An 18885-nucleotide genomic window follows, 5' to 3' on the forward strand; every position below is an offset into this window, starting at 1 on the left:
AACTCCCCCCTCATAATGATTCTCATTTTCATACAGAGTGAGATTTCATTTCCTCAAAGCTTTATGTAGTTTGAGTCTTGGTGTATTTCACCCTGCGACTCCAACTGTCTTTGATTTTGAAGTAATGAGTAATAAGTAATAGGTATTACTCATTACTTATTACTCATTACTTATTACTCATTACTCATTTATTTGTCATTCCCTAGCTTGTAATCCTAGAAGCGATAGCCTAATCCGGCTTGGAAACTGAGGGCATCAGCATCACTATTTCTGTAGGCATCAATACCCCATTTAGTATCGCCATAAGCAATCACATGGTTGCTAACTTCTGATTCAATACCAAGGGTGACTACAGGTGCATTCTGATTGCCCAATGGGGTTTTTTGACCTTCGTCAGTTACAAAAGAATAACCACCACCGAAGTAAACATTAGTATTTTTGGCGATGGGGGCATCGTAAGTCACTATGGGCATAATTGCAGCAGCATCACCACCATACAGCGCAGAACCCCGTAATGAAAGAGGTGTCTTGGGAACGGCGTAACGTCCTTGGATATTACCACCAATTTGCGCTTCATCGTTTCCTTGTCCGCCACTGGTTGCACCAACAGCAACACCAGCACCAATATAGTTAGCGTTTGTGCCAGCTGTTTGAGCAGATGCAATGCCGGCTGAAAGGACAATGGAAGCAACACCAAGTACAGAGGCAGCTAATTTTGTAAGTTTCATAGAATTAATTCTCACTAGAGTTAAGTAAAATCAATGTTCTCTAGTACTACAATCTCTTTTTTTACAAAATGTCACCTCGCACAGCTGGTTCCCCCAAGTGGCTGAATTATTTCTCACCCGGTTGGGTGTACTAAGTGAAAAATTCAAATGACAATTATTTCTTCAAAAAGCGTTGACTGAGACGAGATATAAAAATATTCACCTCTGGTATTTTCAGCCAAGAAGCGATCGCAGCAAACACCGCAAGCCCCACGAAGCCAGATATACACAACTCCAACACCAGAATCAGCAAACCTTCTTTACCTAAGAATTGCTGACAAATAACCAATGTCCCATAACTTGCAACCCCAGTGACAACGCTACCAGCAGCCAAACCCAAAATCGGCAAACTCCACTCCCGCCAAGGTAAACCATTGAGTTTGCGATCGAGCAACCATAACAGCATTAACATTGAGCTACAATTCACGCCCACTGTTGCCAACACCAAACCGGGAGCGCCAAAAGGTTTCACGAAAAACCAATCTAATATGATGTTGAGCAAGATGTTAAAAGTACTGATGCGAAAAGGTGTCTGTCCATCGCCCAAGGCATAAAATACCCGCACTAAAACATCACGCCCCAAATAGACAAACATCCCAATTCCATAAGCCACTAACAATGATGAAACTAGCTCTGTGGCTTCTGGCTTAAAAGCACCGCGCTCATATACCACCTGCACAATAGGTAGAGATAGCGCCACCATCAGCGCCCCTAGCGGTAGCATGGTAAAGGCTGTGAGTAGGAGTCCTTGGCGAATGCGTGATTTTAGGTCTGGCCAATTTTCGGGGCCGGCTAGTTTGGCAAATATCGGTAATAGGGGCAGCAAAATAATATTAGAAATAATCCCCAAGGGAGTTTGGACTAATAGATTGGCATAGTTAAATCCTGCTGCCGCCCCAGGAATCGGACTAGCAAAATAAAGGTCAGTGGCAACATTAATTGGCATCATTCCAGAAGAAACTGTTGCCGGAGTCATGATTTTAATTACTTCTTGAACGCCTGGGGATTTAAAATCAAACCGTAGGCGTAATGTGCCCAATCCTAACCGCCACTGGACAATTAACTGCACTAGCCACTGGAGAACGGCTCCCGCTAAAGTTCCCCAAGCTAATACCATTCCACCAATTAAAGCGTATTCCGGTTTAATGATATCTTTGCCCAGTTGCATAGCCAAGATTCCCAGACCGGCAACAACGGTAATACTGGATAATAAAGGACTAATGGAGAGTAACCAATATTGATTGGCCGTATTGAGAGTACCGAAGCCAATGCCAATTAATCCGGCAAATAAAGCCATTGGTGCCATAATGCGGAGCTGTTGAATAGCGATCGCTCTGGTTGTCGGCTCCAAACCATGACCAACTAGATCCACGATCGCATCCGCAAATAAAATTTGAGCCACTGTCACCAACAACAGCGATCCAGCTACCAGCGTTGTCACCGTTTCTACTAAGGGAGCCGCTTCTTCTCGCCGCCGCTTGGCTAAAACGCTGACAACTGCACTGTGTAATGGTCCATTGACACCACCGAGTAAGATCAATAGAAAGCCAGGGATAATATAGGCGTAACTATAGGCAGTGGCAGCAGCACCAACACCAAAAGCGGCAGCGATCGCTTGCTGCCGCACTAAACCGAAGATTTTACTAATTAATGTGGCTGCGGCAACAATGCCAGCAATTCCAGCGAAAGAACGAGAGGGTTTTTGGTCTTGTTGTGTCACGAATAATACCCGACAACTCTTGCAGAGTGCATACTTTTAAACATTTAACCTGAAATTCCCCACTCTGTCAGGTAATTTTTGATAAATTAGTCATTTTAAGTGCGATCGCTAAGGGTGAAGGCGAAGCGATCGCTCTCTGAGATTGCTATGATACAGCGAATTACAAGTTGCGTCATTACGAATTACCTTAGCGTCACGCTTTCTCCTGTCCGCGTACCCTTATGGAATTGCAAGAAATAAATTATCCATCTTGTGGGGTGGGCATCCTTGCCCGCCCTGAATATGGGACGGGTGGGGACACCCATCCCACAAGAAAATTTGGGATGTTTTTTTATTTGTAAGTCCCTTATACGATTTCTTTGTGAGGCTGCGCCAAACCCTTTTAACTTCTTTCTTTGTGTCCTTTGCGGACTTTGCGGTTCGTTTTTATTTCTTGTACTTAAATATGCTTTAGCGCATCTTCATACAGAATTGGTATTACAGGGAAGCAAGCTAGGCGCAGCGTCTAATAGAGAGCGTCATTACCAATTACGAATTAGTTAAATTACAATATCCGCAGCAAACTTCCGCAAATTTTCCTGTCGCCACTGAGCATCTTTTTTGCGATTTGTCTGCAACTCCAAAACCCGAAGTCCCTTACTTGGAAGTGGGTTTAATCTTTGCTGTAATTGTTCCCAAGAAGTAATTAATTCATGCTCCACATTATAAGTCGCGCACAACTGAGCAAAATCAATATCTTGGGGAGTGCCAAAAAACTCTTCAAATGGCGGCTCAAATTTGGCGATGGGTAACATTTCAAAAATGCCACCACCATTATTGTTAATTAATACAATTGTCAGATGCCCAACAAACTTATTGCGGATTAAAAAACCATTGGTGTCATGTAACAGAGACAAATCTCCGGTTAACATCACACTACTTTGCTGGCGATGGGCAATTCCTAAAGCTGTAGATAATGTGCCATCTATGCCATTTGCACCCCGGTTAAAGTGCGATCGCACTCTTAAATTATTCGGTTTCCAGAAATATTCCACATCCCGCACGGGCATACTATTGGCAATAAATAGAGGTGTTTCTGGCGGTAAAATCTGAGAAATTAACCAAGCGGCTTTACTCTCAATGATTTCATCTATTTTCCCCATCGTCTGGTCAACAACTAACCTAACCTTAGCTTCTGCATCACACCATTTCTTTCCATAGTCGGAGGAGGAAGATAAATTTATCTCCTCTACTTTGATGTCTTCTACAGATATCCGTAAATGCGTTGTTCTCCCGTGCAAAGGATCAAGGTTTTGGTCACTGGGATCAATTATCCAGCGTCGTGGTTGGGTTGCATCTATCCAGGTACGCAGTTCTTTACTAGTAGGCATTTCTCCCACCTGAATTACCATTTCGGGCGTTAACTGCTTTGCTAGTTGCTGATTTCGCAAAATCAGGTCATAGGTGGAAATCAAATAGGGGTTGAGTTCGGCATAATTTCTGACTGGGGAAAGTCCCTCTGCTAGCACAGGCCATTTGAGAGTTTGGGAAAGGTGCGCGATCGCTCGACAATATTCCTGTGGTTGCTGTGGTTGGGCAACACCTGCGATAATTATGCCGCGATCGCATTCTTTCCAATCTTTGGGCATTGGGCACTTGTACTGAGCGTAGCCGAAGTATGGGGCACTTGTACTGAGCGACTTGTGCCGAGCCTGTCCTGAGCGTAGCCGCAGGGCGGAGCCGAGGTAAGCCGAAGTATGGGGCATTGGGAATAGGGTAGTATTTGCTATTCCTGCGAAAAAGTCTTTTGGGTGAAATTGTGATTGTAAATAACTCAAGTCAGTTCCATCAGGAACAGGCGCTAAGGGATCGCGAAAGGGAATATTCAAATGTACTGGCCCCTTTGTCGGAGTTTGCGCCCTTTCCCAACTATGAATTACCACTTGTCGCAGATAAGCAAGCATTCCCAGATCCGCAGAGGGTAAGGCTAACTCTGTTTGCCAATTTGGGTAGTTTCCATATAATCTCAATTGATCTACAGTTTGCCCAGAATGACAATCTCGCAATTCTGGCGGTCTATCGGTGGTTAATATCAACAGTGGTACGCGACTATATGAGGCTTCAATCACTGCTGAATAAAAATTTGCTCCTGCTGTCCCAGAGGTGCAAACTAGTACCACAGGGCGTCCGGTTGCTTTCGCTTGTCCCAAGGCAAAAAAAGCGGCGGAACGTTCATCAAGAATGGAAATCGCTTCAATCTCAGGTGCTTGTTGAGCAAAGGCGACTGCTAAGGGTGTAGAGCGCGATCCCGGACAAATGATGGCACAACTCAATCCCAATCGCTTTAACGTCTCTGTTAAAATATAAGCCCAAAGTTGATTAATGTTCCTATAAGCGATCGGCATCAAATCAAACATAGCTAGATGTACAATTCTACCAGAAAAAGAGTTCGTTCGTTTCCTCTCAAACTTTTATGGACTGCATTTATTTAACGGGAATTCGCTGCTATGGCTACACTGGGTATCTACAAGAAGAACAGGTGCTAGGACAATGGTTTGAGGTGGATGTCAAGTTATGGTTGGATATCTCCACAGCGGCCAAGACTGACGCGATCGCCAATACTGTAGATTATCGCAGTGTTATTAGCTTGATACAACATCTAGTTAAAACGTCTAAATTTGCTTTAGTAGAGAAATTGGTAACAACGATCGCAGATTCTATCCTCCAAGAATGCGATCGTGTAACAAAAGTCCAAGTCATTCTGAGCAAACCTGCCGCACCTATTCCAGACTTTGGTGGCAAAATTAGCATTGAACTGACTAAAAGTAAGTCTAATCTCTAAATCACAAAACGTGTTTTAGAAATTAGACATCTCCGAAAAAGAATTGTTTTGACGTAGCACTGCTACGTCAAAACAAGAGTTCTGGGTAACGCAGATTTAATTTCTGGAGATGTCTAATACCTATAAGCTAGCAAAGAGAGGCGGTTTAGGTAGAGCGTGGAAGTATCTCACAAAGAGAATCTTTCCTGCCATTGCCCCCAGCACCGGCTCGTTATCAAAAAACTAAAAAATCCTGTGATCTGCTGATGAGCATTTGACTTGCATATTTTCAGATCACAAGATTTGTGATTAAGTATTAATCAGAAGCGATAAATAGTTCTAAGTAATATCATCTCTGACCATTCACAATTTAAGACAGTTTCAGACCCAAATTTAGACTCTAACTGAAACAAAAACTATTTGAAGGGAAAGTCATATTAAACTTTTTAATTCCAGATATAGCGGTTCCCACTCAGATGCGGTACAAAACTATATCGCCACCCGTAGGGGCAATTCATGAATTGCCCCTACGGGTGTAACTCACGTGAACGAGAACCGCTATAATAATTAATTTTTAGTTGTAATTTAGGCAATATTTTTTTATACACATACATAAGATACGCTAGATTATTTTCCTTAACTTAAATGAGAGTAGTATACTGCTTTTTTATGAACTTTTGTTCTTGATTAATTTTTACATAAGTACTATAGTTAGTATTTATGCTTCGGTGACAAAAAAACATTGCATATTTTTAAAAATTAGTTTTTGATTGCTCGTAATTACATGGTAGTTTGTACTTGATGTTAATGGCATGATATTAACTGGATGAACTCATCAGAATTAGTTTTGATAAGTATATAAACTATTGGAGGTTACTAATATGATGCTATTTGATAGTTAGTCAGTTTTACCTTAAGTAATAAAACAAGGTAGTTAGGCATTGTTTATGATAAGATAATGAACTTTAGATTGAGTTAATACTCAGAACAAAAATCTGAACCTTAGCAAACAATTTATCATCAGATGTTCACCCGAAAAATCCTAGTTGTTGAGGATGAGAAAATCCTAGCCTCAAATATTAGAAACAGTTTGCAAAAATTAGGTTATTCCGTTTCAGAAATAACTAATTCTGGTGAAGAGGCAATAAAAAAGGTAGCAGAAACTCATCCAAACTTAGTACTAATTAATATCTGTCTAGCTGGGGAGATTGACGGTATAGACGTAGCGGATATTATTCAGAATCGCCTTCATGTACCTGTGGTATATCTAACAGAGTGTTCGGAAGATAAAACATTACAAAAGAATCAGTTAAGTGAGGCTTTTAGTTATATAGTCAAACCATTTATTGAAAGCGATTTACATTTTGCAATTGAAATGGCTTTGTACAAACATCAGAGCAAAAAGATATTACACGAAGAAAAACAGAGACTGAGGGCAATTATTAACAGTATGGGCTGTGGAGTGATTGTGACATCTACAAATGGTTGTATTCAGATGATCAATCCCATAGCAGAACTAATCACTGGTTGGAAGCAAAGTGAAGCGTCCGGTAAAAATTTAGTAGAAGTCGTTAAATTAGTTGACAAAGATATAGGAGAAACAATTGGAAATTTAGCCACTTATGTAATCGAAGCAGGTGAAGTTGTAAACTTACCAGAAAACTGTATAATAATTACCAAAGATGGCAAAGAAATAGCCATTGGAGATAATATTGCACCCATCCGCGATCCAAATGGCCATATTACTGGCGCAGTTTTAGTTTTTCAAGACATCACTAAACGCAAGCAGACAGAGGCACAGCTGATCCACAATGCTTTTTATGATGGGCTGACAGCATTACCAAATCGGGTTTTATTTTTAGATCGTCTCAGACAAACCATTGAACGTAGCAAACGCAAAAGCGATTATTATTTTGCAGTTTTATTTTTAGATTTAGATGGCTTCAAAGAGATTAACGATCGCTTCGGGCATGGAATCGGGGATGATTTTTTAGTAGCGATCGCTAGACGTTTAGAGTCATGCTTACGTGGTTGGGATACTGTAGCACGATTTGGTGGTGACGAGTTTACTATTCTCTTGGAGGATATTAAAGACATTACCGACGCTACCAATATTGCCAAACGTATTCAAGACTCCTTACGATTGACACTAAACCTCAATGGCTATCAATTATCTACTACAGCTAGCATTGGTATTACTTGGAATTTTAGTAATTCTAATTATGATGAGCCTGCAACTGTGTTGCGCGATGCTGATATTGCTATGTACCGAGCTAAACGGCAGGGAAAAGCTACTTATACCATATTTAGTTAATTAGCCCCAGAAGTCAGTCATGGAAAAAACCGAAAAACAGAAAATGCTTGCAGGCGAATTGTATCTGGCGGAAGATCCAGAATTGGCTGCCGAAAGTAAGCGAGCCAGCCGTCTGTTGCGAAGTTACAATTCTACAACTGAAGAACAGCAAGAGCAACGGCAGCAAATTCTGCAAGAATTATTTGGAAAGATCGGTGATAAAGTATCAATTGTGCCACCTTTTCACTGTGACTATGGCAGTAATATTTTCGCTGGCGACAGATTGTATATGAACTATGGCTGTGTAATTTTAGACTGCAATACAGTTCACATTGGCGAAAATGTCTTGTGCGCTCCTTATGTGCAAATTTATACGGCTTATCATCCTACAGAGCCAGAAATTCGTCTTTCTGGTAGAGAATTAGCTGCCCCAATTAATATTGGTAATAATGTCTGGATTGGTGGTAGTGCAATTATTTGTCCAGGTGTCACTATTGGTGATAATACAACCATTGGTGCTGGCAGTGTAGTTGTCAAAGATATACCTGATAATGTTGTCGCTGCTGGCAATCCCTGCCGCGTCATTCGGTATTTGTCCTAGAATTTAAAACTTGTATCCTCTAGCAATCCAATAGAGCCAGTCTGCGATCGCATCTTGAGTTTCACTGTCAGCATCAATGGCTGCTATTTCAGATAATTTTGCAGAATATACATCTTCATCCTTACCACCAATATAAGCCACTTCTACAAGCATATCTTTTAAACATTCATCATCTGGGGCCATTCCCAGCACTTCGACTTGCTTCTCTTCAGTAGAAGCTGATTTGCGTCCCTTCTTAGTCCATTTAGCCAGAAAGGGAAAATTCAGAGTCTCTTCGAGGTAGTAATACCAACCCATAGCCCGTTCTTCTTTGTCTTCAGCATCTATAATGATCTCTGTTTTAATGCGATGCTCTCGGTTTTCGTCGGGTTCAACACTAGGCATAAGATAACACTTTGCGTATACTGCAATTTGATAATATTACCAAAGTCGGGGCGGACAGATGTACGCCTCTACTAAGCGGATAGTTACGGAAAGTTAGAGAAGAGAGAGAATTTTTGTAAAGAGTTGTGCAATTAGTGGACTTTTGATGTAAAAAATCTGAGATGGAGATTCACAAGAAGCATTTTACATAAACCAAAGTCCAACTCTCAAGAGCTAAAAAGATGATTAACGGAAATTTCCGCAAAGTTGCTGCTTTAACTCTCGCTTCTCTCGTTACTTTCTCTAGTTCTGCGTTTGCTACAACACCATCACCAACACCAACAGTAAAACCAACACCAAAACCAAATACTTTGGCGTTTACTAGAGCAATAGCCAAAGCCCAAATAGCATTACGTGCTGCTGCTGCTGCTAATTCAAATGCTGTTGGTGGCCCCGGTAAAATCGTTGTAGCTAAGGCTATCGCTGAGGCCCAATCTTTAATAGTCAATGCTATTAACGATGAGAATCTTGCTGGTATTCCTATTTTTTTTCTTACTGCTCGTCCCCTAGCAGAAGTACTAACACTCCTTCGTAATGCTTTGACTGTAGCGACTTCCGACGCTATTAGTGGACCTGGCAAAACTAGTCTTGCTAGGTCAATAGCCATAGCAGAAACAGTTGCGGGCGATGCGGCGGCTATTGCTGCTGCTGCTCGATAAAAGTAGCGTGTGTTATGCCGTAGGCTAACGCACCAAGACCTTAATCTGGTGCCTTAAACTTCTTTATAACGCAACGCCAGTTCGCTCAAGTCGGGAAACCCGCCCGCGCGATTGGCTCCCCTACGTATTTTTCACGCAATCAAATATGAATCCTATATGAGTCCTATATGTAGGTGAACACATACTTTTAATGTGGTGTTTTTAGTTACCTTATAATTTCTTTACACTTTAATAGGCGATGCTGTTGCTACTTCTAATTCAACTGCTATGAGTGGCAAACAAGCAACTTTTCGTTCCCTAGTAGAAGCACTAACACTCATTTGTAATGCTTTGGATGTAGAGATTTCCGACGCTATTAGTGGACTTTGCAAAACTAGTCTTGTTGCCTCACTAGCGCAAGTAGAAACAATTATTCGCGATTTATCGCGTCTCTTGCCTTAACCGAACCGTATTGCGGTCTGTTTTACAAAAAACCGCCTGTCAATGACAAGCGGTTTTCTAGTTATAGTTTTTTCTTAGCGCTAAAGCGCGAAATTTTTCCGAAATTAAACAAGTCTCAAATCAGGATAATTTGCCAACACATCATCAGATGTCAGGGTGTCATTTTCAGCTTGGGGAGTCCAAAGAACTTCAATTGCCAGAAGCTTGTCGCTAGGGATACTACCAATTTGCCGCAAAGCTTGACGCAAATCATCAGCGCTGTTAATCGCTGTGGGGATTTGAAACTTACCTAATGTCGCCGCCAACAAGGTGACAATAATGTATTCACCAGGTCCTTCGGTAAATAGGCGGGTGGGGTTGTCGAGTTCACCAGCCGGCGGTAAGGCATCTTTAGCAAGGGCTGCTTTTAGCTGGTTGTTGACATTAGAAAGAGTTTCTTCGCTAAACTTGCTGCGTTCTGCCAGTGACAGCCGATTAAACTGACCTTCTGCTGAATTTAAACTGGCTTGTTGAGTGCCACCACCTGCATATACAAAGTATTCGGGATGGCGGAGTAAAGCGAGGCTGGCTTCTTGGAGAACTTCTGCTCTGCCCTCTGGGGTGTTAGTATCAGCAGTTTCAGCAATGTGGTTGAGTTCATTTTGCAATTCCCGGGCTTGAGCTAACAAACCTACTTGCAAACGAGTTACAGAAACCGGAGAGTTGCTGCTGTAATCTACTTCTTCAGTTTCACCGCTAGAGACGCGGCGGAAAGTTTGCAATAAGAAATTAGCGATCGCCAAGAAGATTAAGATGGTAAATATACCACCAAATCCTCCCCCAATACCCCAGAAGGGAATTAGGAAGGGAAAGCCAAAGCCACCACCAAAGCCACCACCAAAACCACCACCAGGGTAGTATCCGCCCCCACCACCAGGAGGCGCATAAGTGCGAGTGGAAGGCGCTCTAAAGGAGCCACCACCGATGCGACCCCCACTGCGGGCTGCTAATGCTCCATCGGCATGACCAAGAGCCAAAGCTAACACCAGGCTTAGGGCTAAGAAGGTTTTTAACAGAGGTTTGATGGTTTGTTGTAGTTTTTTACGCATAATACAATCGCTTGGAAAACAGAAATTATTTATGATTTATCCCCATGCTCTTAAGAGTCTTACGGTATGTCACTAGGATCAGCCCGTAATAGCAAGTTTGTTGCCTTAATTTTTAGAGGCTACATATTCAATTTACCGCGTCTTATCTTGAGTAGGCAGCGATCGCAGGGGGGATTTCTCGACTGGGGAACCGTACCTGAAGACACGTTCACGATCGCAGAAATTTGCGATGTCTACGACGGGCTATGACGCTCTTTACGTTCGCGCAGCGTGTCGCAGACAGACGCTAAAAGCAAACGCGGACTCGCTAACGCAACTCTTGGAGACGCTACGCGAACGCTATCGGTGTCGCCCAATTGTTGCGACATCTTGGAATAGCACTTTCAGACTACAGTTTTGAATTATACAGACTATTTAGATTTTTAGTGATTATTTTGACTAATTTTTTTAATCCAGTACTGAGTAAAAAACATGACTTACCCAAACAATAGCCGAAATCCTGATTTCAGATGTAGGGGCAATACCCTACGGGAAGCCGCTTTGCGTCTACATGAATTGCCTTTACACTATCGCTTTTTAATACATTTTTGATAATTGTATTTACTTATATATAGCAGCCTATTAAATGTCCATAATGCCTATCACTCAAACCAGATAGACACTAGATAGCTACCAAACACTTACCCAGGTTTTTGGCATTTTGGCACAACAGCCTAGAGTATTTAGGATATTATTTGTATTGAAGTAGCTAAATTTCATAATTTTCGCCACAGTTGTTCACTGAGGAATTTGGCTATAAGTACTAGCTTTTATTTATTGTTCATCATGCACAGAAATTCTCAAGTAGTGAGAAATTGACAGCAAAAATCAAATCAATACAATAAAAAAACAATCTTTTTGGTCAATCTTCTAAAATCGGCTGTAAATTTGTCCACCACATTCGTTTTAAAAGAAATAAAATAATAATTAGTGGCTTTTAAAGTAATCCTAATTGTAAATAAATTAAAAATTATTTGAAATCTAGTCATCAACTTTATTATGGAACATATTTCTCAACTAACAGCCGAAATCAAAGACAAAGCTGCATACCCAGATATCCTAGTCATATCCCGGATCTTCCTACCGAAAGAAGCTGTAATTGGGGAATATATGTACAATCGCTGTCTCCAAGATCCAGAACGAGTGATTGTGCTGGCGGCTAGTTGCTCAGGAGATCAAGTATTTGATGAAGGTCAACAGTTTCCCATATATCGCTGGTTTTATCCTACATACTGGCATAGTAGCTTTTTGGGAAGTATCCTAAGGCCTTTGGTCAATATCGTCTGCTCATTTGTACTAGCAATTAAACTCTATTTTCGCTATCACTACCGTTATATAGAATGGGGTCACGGCTATGATTTTCCTTCACTGTTGCTATTGAGCTATTTGTTACCTATTCGCTTTTTTATCTATCTGCACGGCAATGATCTTCTTTGTACTTTACACAATCCTGTGCTGCGATCGCTATTTAGATTAACACTTCATAGAGCCGAAGGTATTGTTTGTAACAGTTCTTATACAAGAGACTATCTCAGAACCGCTTTGCGATTAGATACTCCTACCCACGTTATTAACCCAGTAATCAGACCAGAAAAATTTGGTAATAATCTAGCGAGTCCCAGTAGCCTTGATGATTTACGTGTTCGCATGCGTCAGACGTACAACATTCCCGAATCAGCAATAGTTATTCTCTCCATCGGCAGCTTAGTAAAACATCAAGGTTTCGACCGAGTAATTGATAACATCCCACTATTGCTAACTTTTGGGGTCGATGTCCACTATATAGTTTGCGGAGAAGGGTCAAGTGAATCGCAACTGAAATCTCTGGCGCATCGTTTGCGGGTAGATAAACGTGTACACTTTGCCGGATATGTGCCAGAGCGAAAATTGGCAGGTTATTATGCAGCCTGTGATATATTTGCCATGCTGACTTTATTAGATACTAAAGCTAATAGTGTGGAAGGTTTTGGTGTAGTTTATTTAGAAGCAAGTTACTTTGGGAAGCCTGTAATTGCGCCTCGTTTGGGCGGTGTTCTAGACACAGTTCACCATGAAGAAAATGGCATACTAGTTAATCCCAACTCTGGTTATGAAGTGTTTCAAGCTTTCAATCGGTTGTGCAAAGATCAGGAACTACGTGAGCAACTTGGCCGCAAAGGTAAAGAATTAGCCAAGGGTCGAACCCTTCACAGATCGCTTTACAAATCAGAAGACAGGAACGCGATTTGATGATATAGCTGGGGACTAGGGACTGGGGACACTTCTCTACGAGAGGCTGCGCCAACGACAAGCTCAGTGCATCGCTGGGGACTAGGGACTGGCTTGAAAGTCTTTATATGTATAGGTTTTATCATCAGTTAATGTCCTAACCTCCTTGTCCGTTGCTATAATTAGGAATTATAGCCCTACTTAAATCATTGGTGAACAACGAGATCCCCGACTTCTCTAAGAAGTCGGGGATCTAAGTCTTGTGACTTGAACTAACCACCACCGACAATAGTAACAACTTCTAAGCGATCGCCTGGTTGCACTTTTGTTTCCGGCCAAAACTGGCGGTGTAAAATTTCGCCGTTATACTCTACAGCCACTAAGCGGGGACTAAAACCCAACTGTTGAAGTAAGTCTGGTAAAGAAGTTTGAAACGAGCAGTTATGGGTTTCCCCATTTACCTGAATCGTAATCTCGTTAGACATAATGGGGAATGGGGAATGGGGACTGGGGAATGGGGCATTGGGCATTGGTTATTTACTAATGACAAATGACTAATGACTCTTTTAAAATTCTGGTTTAATGCGATTTAGTTGCGAGAGCAAATATTGCGTCACGAGGGTAGGCTGTTCGGCTTGCATGAGCGATCGCACCACCGCTACACGTTCAGCCCCAGCATCGATCACATCATTAATATTATTGGCATCGATTCCCCCAATGGCAAACCAGGGAATTGAGCAATTTTTAGCAGCATAGCTGACATATTCTAGCCCTGTTGCTGCTTTACCTACTTTCGTGGGAGTTTCATAAACTGGCCCCACGCCAATGTAATCTACACCTTGAGCAATTGCTCCTTGCATTTCTTCTTTATTTGTGGTAGAAAGACCGATCAAACGCTGGGAACCGAGTAATTGCCGAGCAATGGTAATGGGCATATCTTGTTGTCCCAGATGCACCCCATCGGCATCGACAGCTAAAGCTAAATCGACGCGATCGTTAACAATGAATAAAGCGCCGTAGATGTGGCATAATTGCCGTAATTTTCTCGCTTGTTCCAGACGCAAAGAATCATCACTGGTTTTGTCGCGGTATTGTAAAAGCGTTAATCCCCCTTTTAGTGCCGCTTCGACATTGTTCAACAAAGTTTCACTAGGGGAAGTAACAAGATACAAACGCGATCGCCACAATAATTGATGGCGCTGATGACCCATTAAACTACTTTCTAAGGTATAAACCTGATAGCGCATCTGCTTACAAGCTTTAGCCATATTTGGCTCATAAAGCTTGCTGTATTCTTCCAACACCCGTAATGCTTCTTCTATCCGGCAAAAGTTAGCTTGCAACACCGATTTGATACTAGCTCGTTGTTCTTCCTGAGGATGGGTTAACTCAGTTCCCGGATCGCCTGGTGTATCTCGCGCCGCCCGCAATTCCGAGGTATGCCACTTAGCTACCTCTTGTCGCAAGCGCTTACATTCCAGAGCTAACTGGGCATTATTCAACCCAAATCGACACCATTCCTCAATAATTCGCAACCCCTCACGAGCGCGGTCTAAATTGGCATCTAAAATGCGGTAGACAACTTGCTGTATTTGCTCTTTCTGGCTGTATGGCTCGACCATTACAACAACCCCGTTAGCGCTTTCATCGAAGTGTGAATTATCATATATCCTAGTAACCATAGTTAATTAATTTGCTTTTTTTTACTCAATTTTTGCTAAATCTACGCAAAACAACGTAGTAGCTAGGGTTATAGTCAATTATCCCATGTTCTTATAGACAGCGATCGGGTAGTTTGAGGCTACAGTTTAGCACTAAGTTTAGTCAAGTATTTGAGAGTAAACGACAAGCCGACAAATCACCAGATGTCTAATGTGACGTAGCAGTGCTACTTCTCTACAAGGGTTCTGGATAACGCATATTTAATTCACTCATATATCTATTAGATATTATGAGTGAAAATGACGTAGGTACAATTCATCAATTGTGCCTACCAAGAATTTTAGGCAACACATAATTAATTTCTGGAGATGTCTAATATCATTTATTACTATGTATTAAATATCGCCAATCGGTAAATATGTGAGTAATATTATCGACATAATGGTTTCTAAGAGTATAAGAATTTATTATTGCTTCTAAGGATAAGGGTCGTGTTAAATATGATTTTCCCTCGTGTGTTTACTGAGTACCCTAAATTTGATGTTCTGCTTGCAAAGCTGAAGTTTCTGAAATCAGCAAGGCTTTTATTTTTTAGTTTTTCAGTATTATCTTTTACCGTATGCGTAGGAGCGACAAGTATGGCGTTCTTGGGTAGCGCGTTAGCGCAGCTCGCCGTTGGCGTACCACTTCGTGGAAGCAAGCTACGCGTTAACGTCTCTGAAAAAGAAGCCTCTCCAAGAGTTGGCATCGCTCAGATTCCATTGACAGCAGATTCAGCACCTCTGGGTGAAAAAACACTCTCTCAGGTTAACGTGCTGTTTGTCAACCCAAATGTCGGAGATGACAAAGCAGGCAATGGCAGCGAATCGGCTCCGGTGAAAACAATTACTCAAGCATTGCGATTAGCTAACGCCAATACTGTAATTATGCTCTCCACGGGCACTTATAGCGCCGAGACAGGGGAGGAATTTCCCTTAATGCTGAAACCGGGTGTTTCAATTCAAGGCAACCCTAGCAATCAAGGTAAGGACATTATCATTCAAGGAGGTGGAGATTACCTGAGTCGCAGCTTTGCTGGTCAAAACGTCGCCATTGTGGGAGCAAACCAAGCCTTGCTCTCTGGGGTAACGGTGACTAACTCAAACCCCCGTGGTTACGGTTTATGGATTGAATCTAGCAATCCGGTAGTCGCAGAAAATACATTTACTGGCAGTACCCAAGATGGGATTTCTGTCAGTGGTAATGCTGCACCCACCATTAGTAAGAATTACTTTGATCGTAATGGAGCCAATGGCATCACAATTGCTGGTAACTCTAGTCCCCAAGTGAAAGAAAATGTCTTTCATCAAACGGGTTTTGGCATTAATATTGCCCAAAATGCGGCTCCTGTAATCATCAGCAATCAAATTCAGAACAATAGATCGGGAATTGTGGTACAAGCAAATGCCCGCCCGATTTTGCGGAATAATTCTATTCAAGATAATAAAGAAGATGGTTTAGTTGCGATCGCTCAAGCAATGCCAGATTTGGGTACTGCATCGGAACCTGGGGGTAATCAATTTCAAAATAATGCCCGTTACGACATTAACGCCAGCGCTGCAAAACAGGTGATTTCTGCTGCTGGTAACAACCTGGTGAGCGATCGCATCACTGGCAAAGTAGATATTAACCAGACAACAGCACTAGCAACACCAAATTCTCAACCTGTTCCCAACAATGTCTTACGAGAAATACCAGCAAACGGTGAACTCACCTTCTCGGCTCCCGAAATCTCTGAAACTACCAATCAGCAAACTAGCAACAGCATTTCAGTAGATAATCCTGTTTCTACACGCTTAAACAGTAAATTGCTACCATTAGTGCCAGCCAATGTAACACTTTCCCCGCCTATATCCAATCAACAACCACCCACCTCTGGAGTCGCTGGTTTTCCTACTCCTAGCAGCTTGTCAGGTAGACTCCCAACTGAGAATCAAGTTGCAACTTCCAGTCCAGCACAGCCGCTTGGTACACCACAGTTAAATTATGTGCAGATTGATCCTAATACCATTGAGTTTACTAACCCTGAGTATCCATCCAATTCAGTTGCACAGCCACCAATTCCAAGGATGAGGGAGCAAACACAGCAGCCATTACCAATACTAGAAAGTGCTGCCCCAGGTGCTTCAGCACTTTTACCACTTCCCAATCAGAATATCCCTATTGCCAATACTCGCAATATCCGAACAAGTTCTGCAAGTATTCCCTATCATGGTAACTCTGCAAGACAATTTGGTGTCCGTTATCGGGTAGTAGTGACATTAGCAACTGATCAGGATAAAGATTTAGTACGATTCATCGCTCCTGATGCCTTTCCCACAGTTTGGGAAGGCCAAAGAGTTATGCAAGCAGGAGTATTTAGCAGTGAATATAACGCTAAAGAAATGCTCAAAAAACTCTCTAGCAACGGTTTAAGAGCCATTATGGAGCCGTTGAATTAATTGGGCATTGGGCATTGGAAATGGGGTATGGGGCAAAAGATATGGAATTAGCGAGAAAAGCACCTCAAAATGAATATTGATCCACTTGAGAGAGCGATCGCTTTTCTAATGTGGAAGAGGCATCGCTCTTTTAGTCAAGGGGGCGCTCGTATTTTGGGAAGTCGGTCAAAAGGCGATCGTCGGTCAAAATGAAATCAATTGCCTTAAGAGAGCGATCGCTTTTCTAATGTGGAGGAGGCAATCGCGGTTTCATCAAAAGAGCGATCGCACTATCCATCACCTTCATCTAGATATTTCAGGAAAGAATTAACACCCAGTAACTGAATGTCATAGCTTGCCATTACCGCTCTCAAGTCATCATCAGCCCGCAAGTCATCATCCCCAGATACGATAATCCCCGCTTTGCCATCAATGGCTGTAGCCAACACAGGTAAATCTTTGGGATCTCGACAATTAGGCGGAACAGTTTTCAACTCAACCCATAAAGCCCGGTACTGCAACTGTTGTTCTAGACGAATCGCCTGACTAGAGTCAATCCGCTCTCTTAAACGGGGGCGATTCCAAACAAGATGGAGTTCTTCCATGAGGGGTTGACTCATTACCAACTGGAATTTATCCTCATTAAATGCTGCCAAAATCGGCAATGTAACTTGCCCTTTGAGTAAAATGCGAATCCAAATGTTGGTGTCGATGACCACTCGCAACATCACACCTGCTGGGATTGCTGACGCACAGCTTTAATTTCAGCCCTGATTTCATCGTCTGTAATCTCATTCACGGGGGGTTCGGCATAAAGTTCTTGAATTAAAGCCGTCAAATCTGAACGTAAATCTATTTGAATCAAGGCTCTAGCAACTTTTGCTCGTTCGTCTGGCTGCAACTGTTGTACCGCCGTAATCAGTTGTTCCAAAGTAATTGGGATCGATACCATGTCAGTACCCATCATGATGGTTTCTTAAATTTTAGTGCGTTTGTGCGATCGCTATCAGTCCCAAGAAGAATTGACAACTTGTATTTATTCGTTCGTTGCAGTCAGTCTGGCAAATATGAAGGTCAGATCCTTTTTTTGATTGTCATTGGCAATCGCCGATCAAAATGATATCAATCTACTTGAGAGAGCGATCGCTTTTCTAAGGGACTTACAAATAAAAAAATATCCCAAAACTGAGGCTAAAATCCTCTGTATTTATCTTCTCTCTGTGTTCTCTGCGCGGCAGTCGCTCATGGGGGAAACCCCCAAGACCGCGCTGCCTTGTCTCTGTGGTTCGTTTCTTTGGATAATTTATTTCTTGGAAGTCCCTAATGTGGAAGAGGCGATCGCGGTTTCATCAAAGGAACAGATAATTTATAATTTTTTTACTACACTAGCATTAAGTATAATTATCTCCCAACAATTTCAGATTTTCACGGATAGTGGCTGTACTGGGATGATCTACTCCTAAGCTAAGTTCAGCAATTGATAATGCTTTTTTATACAGTGGTTCCGCTTTGCTGTACCGTCCTTGGGATTTGTAGAGTCCTGCCAGGTTGTTGTAACTGGAGGCGACATCGGGATGCTCTTCTCCCAGCAGCCGTTGCCTGAGTTCTAATGCTTTTTTATACAGTGGTTCCGCTTCGCTGTACCGTCCTTGGGAATCGTAGAGTCCTGCCAGGTTGTTGTAACTGGTGGCGACATCGGGATGCTCTTCTCCCAGCAGCCGTTGC

At 42.2% G+C, this 18885-nt stretch carries 19 protein-coding genes; 9 read left to right on the forward strand and 10 right to left on the reverse strand.

Annotated features, from left to right (window positions below; translation table 11 throughout):
* Positions 1-215: 215 nt before the first annotated feature.
* From V7K50_RS03975 to menD, 3 genes are all read right to left on the reverse strand, one after another.
* Complete coding sequence (locus V7K50_RS03975) at positions 216-728, reverse strand: hypothetical protein (protein ID WP_334957485.1); 513 nt, start codon at positions 726-728, stop codon at positions 216-218.
* A 154-nt stretch (positions 729-882) separates the two neighbouring features.
* Positions 883-2487 (reverse strand): murein biosynthesis integral membrane protein MurJ, encoded by a 1605-nt coding sequence (murJ, locus tag V7K50_RS03980; protein ID WP_334957487.1) that lies wholly within the window; start codon positions 2485-2487, stop codon positions 883-885.
* 539 nt (positions 2488-3026) lie between these two features.
* Entirely contained in the window at positions 3027-4883 is a 1857-nt protein-coding gene (menD, locus tag V7K50_RS03985; protein ID WP_334957489.1) for a 2-succinyl-5-enolpyruvyl-6-hydroxy-3-cyclohexene-1-carboxylic-acid synthase, read from the reverse strand.
* A 56-nt stretch (positions 4884-4939) separates the two neighbouring features.
* On the opposite strand from menD, the gene folB reads away from it, so the two are divergent.
* From folB to V7K50_RS04000, 3 genes are all read left to right on the forward strand, one after another.
* Positions 4940-5308, forward strand: a complete 369-nt coding sequence (gene folB, locus V7K50_RS03990; protein ID WP_334957491.1) for a dihydroneopterin aldolase — start codon at positions 4940-4942, stop codon at positions 5306-5308.
* 1003 nt (positions 5309-6311) lie between these two features.
* Positions 6312-7601, forward strand: coding sequence for a GGDEF domain-containing response regulator (locus V7K50_RS03995; RefSeq protein ID WP_334957493.1), 1290 nt, complete (start codon positions 6312-6314; stop codon positions 7599-7601).
* 19 nt (positions 7602-7620) lie between these two features.
* Positions 7621-8181 (forward strand): sugar O-acetyltransferase, encoded by a 561-nt coding sequence (locus V7K50_RS04000; RefSeq protein ID WP_334957495.1) that lies wholly within the window; start codon positions 7621-7623, stop codon positions 8179-8181.
* Positions 8182-8184: 3 nt separating this feature from the next.
* Here the strand turns inward: V7K50_RS04000 and V7K50_RS04005 are convergent, their stop codons facing one another.
* Positions 8185-8565, reverse strand: coding sequence for a calcium-binding protein (locus V7K50_RS04005; RefSeq protein ID WP_334957497.1), 381 nt, complete (start codon positions 8563-8565; stop codon positions 8185-8187).
* Between the two features lie 221 nt (positions 8566-8786).
* Here V7K50_RS04005 and V7K50_RS04010 point away from each other — a divergent pair, with 221 nt between their 5' ends.
* Positions 8787-9263, forward strand: coding sequence for a hypothetical protein (locus V7K50_RS04010; RefSeq protein WP_334957498.1), 477 nt, complete (start codon positions 8787-8789; stop codon positions 9261-9263).
* Between the two features lie 267 nt (positions 9264-9530).
* Positions 9531-9704, forward strand: a complete 174-nt coding sequence (locus V7K50_RS04015) for a hypothetical protein (protein ID WP_334957500.1) — start codon at positions 9531-9533, stop codon at positions 9702-9704.
* A 104-nt stretch (positions 9705-9808) separates the two neighbouring features.
* Here the strand turns inward: V7K50_RS04015 and V7K50_RS04020 are convergent, their stop codons facing one another.
* A complete protein-coding gene (locus tag V7K50_RS04020) occupies positions 9809-10792 on the reverse strand; it encodes a DUF1517 domain-containing protein (protein WP_334957502.1) in 984 nt (327 codons plus the stop codon).
* 66 nt (positions 10793-10858) lie between these two features.
* Between V7K50_RS04020 and V7K50_RS04025 the strand changes: the two genes are divergently transcribed.
* Both V7K50_RS04025 and V7K50_RS04030 read left to right on the forward strand, forming a co-directional pair.
* The gene (locus tag V7K50_RS04025) at positions 10859-11041 is read left to right on the forward strand and encodes a hypothetical protein (protein ID WP_334957504.1); all 183 of its coding nucleotides are present in this window, start codon (positions 10859-10861) and stop codon (positions 11039-11041) included.
* Positions 11042-11830: 789 nt separating this feature from the next.
* Complete coding sequence (locus tag V7K50_RS04030) at positions 11831-13060, forward strand: glycosyltransferase family 4 protein (RefSeq protein ID WP_334957506.1); 1230 nt, start codon at positions 11831-11833, stop codon at positions 13058-13060.
* A 251-nt stretch (positions 13061-13311) separates the two neighbouring features.
* Here V7K50_RS04030 and thiS read toward each other — a convergent pair whose 3' ends face one another.
* Complete coding sequence (gene thiS / locus V7K50_RS04035) at positions 13312-13524, reverse strand: sulfur carrier protein ThiS (protein WP_334957508.1); 213 nt, start codon at positions 13522-13524, stop codon at positions 13312-13314.
* Positions 13525-13605: 81 nt separating this feature from the next.
* The gene (locus V7K50_RS04040; RefSeq protein WP_334957510.1) at positions 13606-14721 is read right to left on the reverse strand and encodes a thiamine phosphate synthase; all 1116 of its coding nucleotides are present in this window, start codon (positions 14719-14721) and stop codon (positions 13606-13608) included.
* 480 nt (positions 14722-15201) lie between these two features.
* On the opposite strand from V7K50_RS04040, the gene V7K50_RS04045 reads away from it, so the two are divergent.
* Both V7K50_RS04045 and V7K50_RS04050 read left to right on the forward strand, forming a co-directional pair.
* Positions 15202-17181 (forward strand): DUF1565 domain-containing protein, encoded by a 1980-nt coding sequence (locus V7K50_RS04045; RefSeq protein ID WP_334957512.1) that lies wholly within the window; start codon positions 15202-15204, stop codon positions 17179-17181.
* 69 nt (positions 17182-17250) lie between these two features.
* Positions 17251-17373: a hypothetical protein gene (locus V7K50_RS04050; RefSeq protein WP_334957514.1), complete on the forward strand. Its 123-nt coding sequence runs from the start codon at positions 17251-17253 to the stop codon at positions 17371-17373.
* A gap of 77 nt (positions 17374-17450) precedes the next feature.
* Here V7K50_RS04050 and V7K50_RS04055 read toward each other — a convergent pair whose 3' ends face one another.
* The 3 genes from V7K50_RS04055 to V7K50_RS04065 all read right to left on the reverse strand — a co-directional run.
* Complete coding sequence (locus V7K50_RS04055) at positions 17451-17888, reverse strand: putative toxin-antitoxin system toxin component, PIN family (protein WP_334957516.1); 438 nt, start codon at positions 17886-17888, stop codon at positions 17451-17453.
* Positions 17888-18112 (reverse strand): hypothetical protein, encoded by a 225-nt coding sequence (locus tag V7K50_RS04060; RefSeq protein WP_229484255.1) that lies wholly within the window; start codon positions 18110-18112, stop codon positions 17888-17890. Before V7K50_RS04060 ends, V7K50_RS04055 begins: the two co-directional genes overlap by 1 nt.
* Before the next feature lie 439 nt (positions 18113-18551).
* The coding region (locus V7K50_RS04065) for a tetratricopeptide repeat protein (protein ID WP_334957518.1) at positions 18552-18885 on the reverse strand (334 nt) is incomplete at its 5' end.

The organism is Nostoc sp., assembly GCF_036917135.1.
In the GTDB taxonomy this organism is placed as follows: Bacteria; Cyanobacteriota; Cyanobacteriia; order Cyanobacteriales; family Nostocaceae; genus Nostoc.

Bases quoted from the DNA above. Each gene is read 5' to 3' on its own strand.
- V7K50_RS03975 (WP_334957485.1), bottom strand. From the start codon at position 728: ATGAAACTTACAAAATTAGCTGCCTCTGTACTTGGTGTTGCTTCCATT.
- menD (WP_334957489.1), bottom strand. From the start codon at position 4,883: ATGTTTGATTTGATGCCGATCGCTTATAGGAACATTAATCAACTTTGG.
- folB (WP_334957491.1), top strand. From the start codon at position 4,940: ATGGACTGCATTTATTTAACGGGAATTCGCTGCTATGGCTACACTGGG.
- V7K50_RS03995 (WP_334957493.1), top strand. From the start codon at position 6,312: ATGTTCACCCGAAAAATCCTAGTTGTTGAGGATGAGAAAATCCTAGCC.
- V7K50_RS04000 (WP_334957495.1), top strand. From the start codon at position 7,621: ATGGAAAAAACCGAAAAACAGAAAATGCTTGCAGGCGAATTGTATCTG.
- V7K50_RS04005 (WP_334957497.1), bottom strand. From the start codon at position 8,565: ATGCCTAGTGTTGAACCCGACGAAAACCGAGAGCATCGCATTAAAACA.
- V7K50_RS04010 (WP_334957498.1), top strand. From the start codon at position 8,787: ATGATTAACGGAAATTTCCGCAAAGTTGCTGCTTTAACTCTCGCTTCT.
- V7K50_RS04015 (WP_334957500.1), top strand. From the start codon at position 9,531: ATGAGTGGCAAACAAGCAACTTTTCGTTCCCTAGTAGAAGCACTAACA.
- V7K50_RS04020 (WP_334957502.1), bottom strand. From the start codon at position 10,792: ATGCGTAAAAAACTACAACAAACCATCAAACCTCTGTTAAAAACCTTC.
- V7K50_RS04025 (WP_334957504.1), top strand. From the start codon at position 10,859: ATGTCACTAGGATCAGCCCGTAATAGCAAGTTTGTTGCCTTAATTTTT.
- V7K50_RS04030 (WP_334957506.1), top strand. From the start codon at position 11,831: ATGGAACATATTTCTCAACTAACAGCCGAAATCAAAGACAAAGCTGCA.
- thiS (WP_334957508.1), bottom strand. From the start codon at position 13,524: ATGTCTAACGAGATTACGATTCAGGTAAATGGGGAAACCCATAACTGC.
- V7K50_RS04040 (WP_334957510.1), bottom strand. From the start codon at position 14,721: ATGGTTACTAGGATATATGATAATTCACACTTCGATGAAAGCGCTAAC.
- V7K50_RS04045 (WP_334957512.1), top strand. From the start codon at position 15,202: ATGATTTTCCCTCGTGTGTTTACTGAGTACCCTAAATTTGATGTTCTG.
- V7K50_RS04050 (WP_334957514.1), top strand. From the start codon at position 17,251: ATGAATATTGATCCACTTGAGAGAGCGATCGCTTTTCTAATGTGGAAG.
- V7K50_RS04055 (WP_334957516.1), bottom strand. From the start codon at position 17,888: ATGTTGCGAGTGGTCATCGACACCAACATTTGGATTCGCATTTTACTC.
- V7K50_RS04060 (WP_229484255.1), bottom strand. From the start codon at position 18,112: ATGGTATCGATCCCAATTACTTTGGAACAACTGATTACGGCGGTACAA.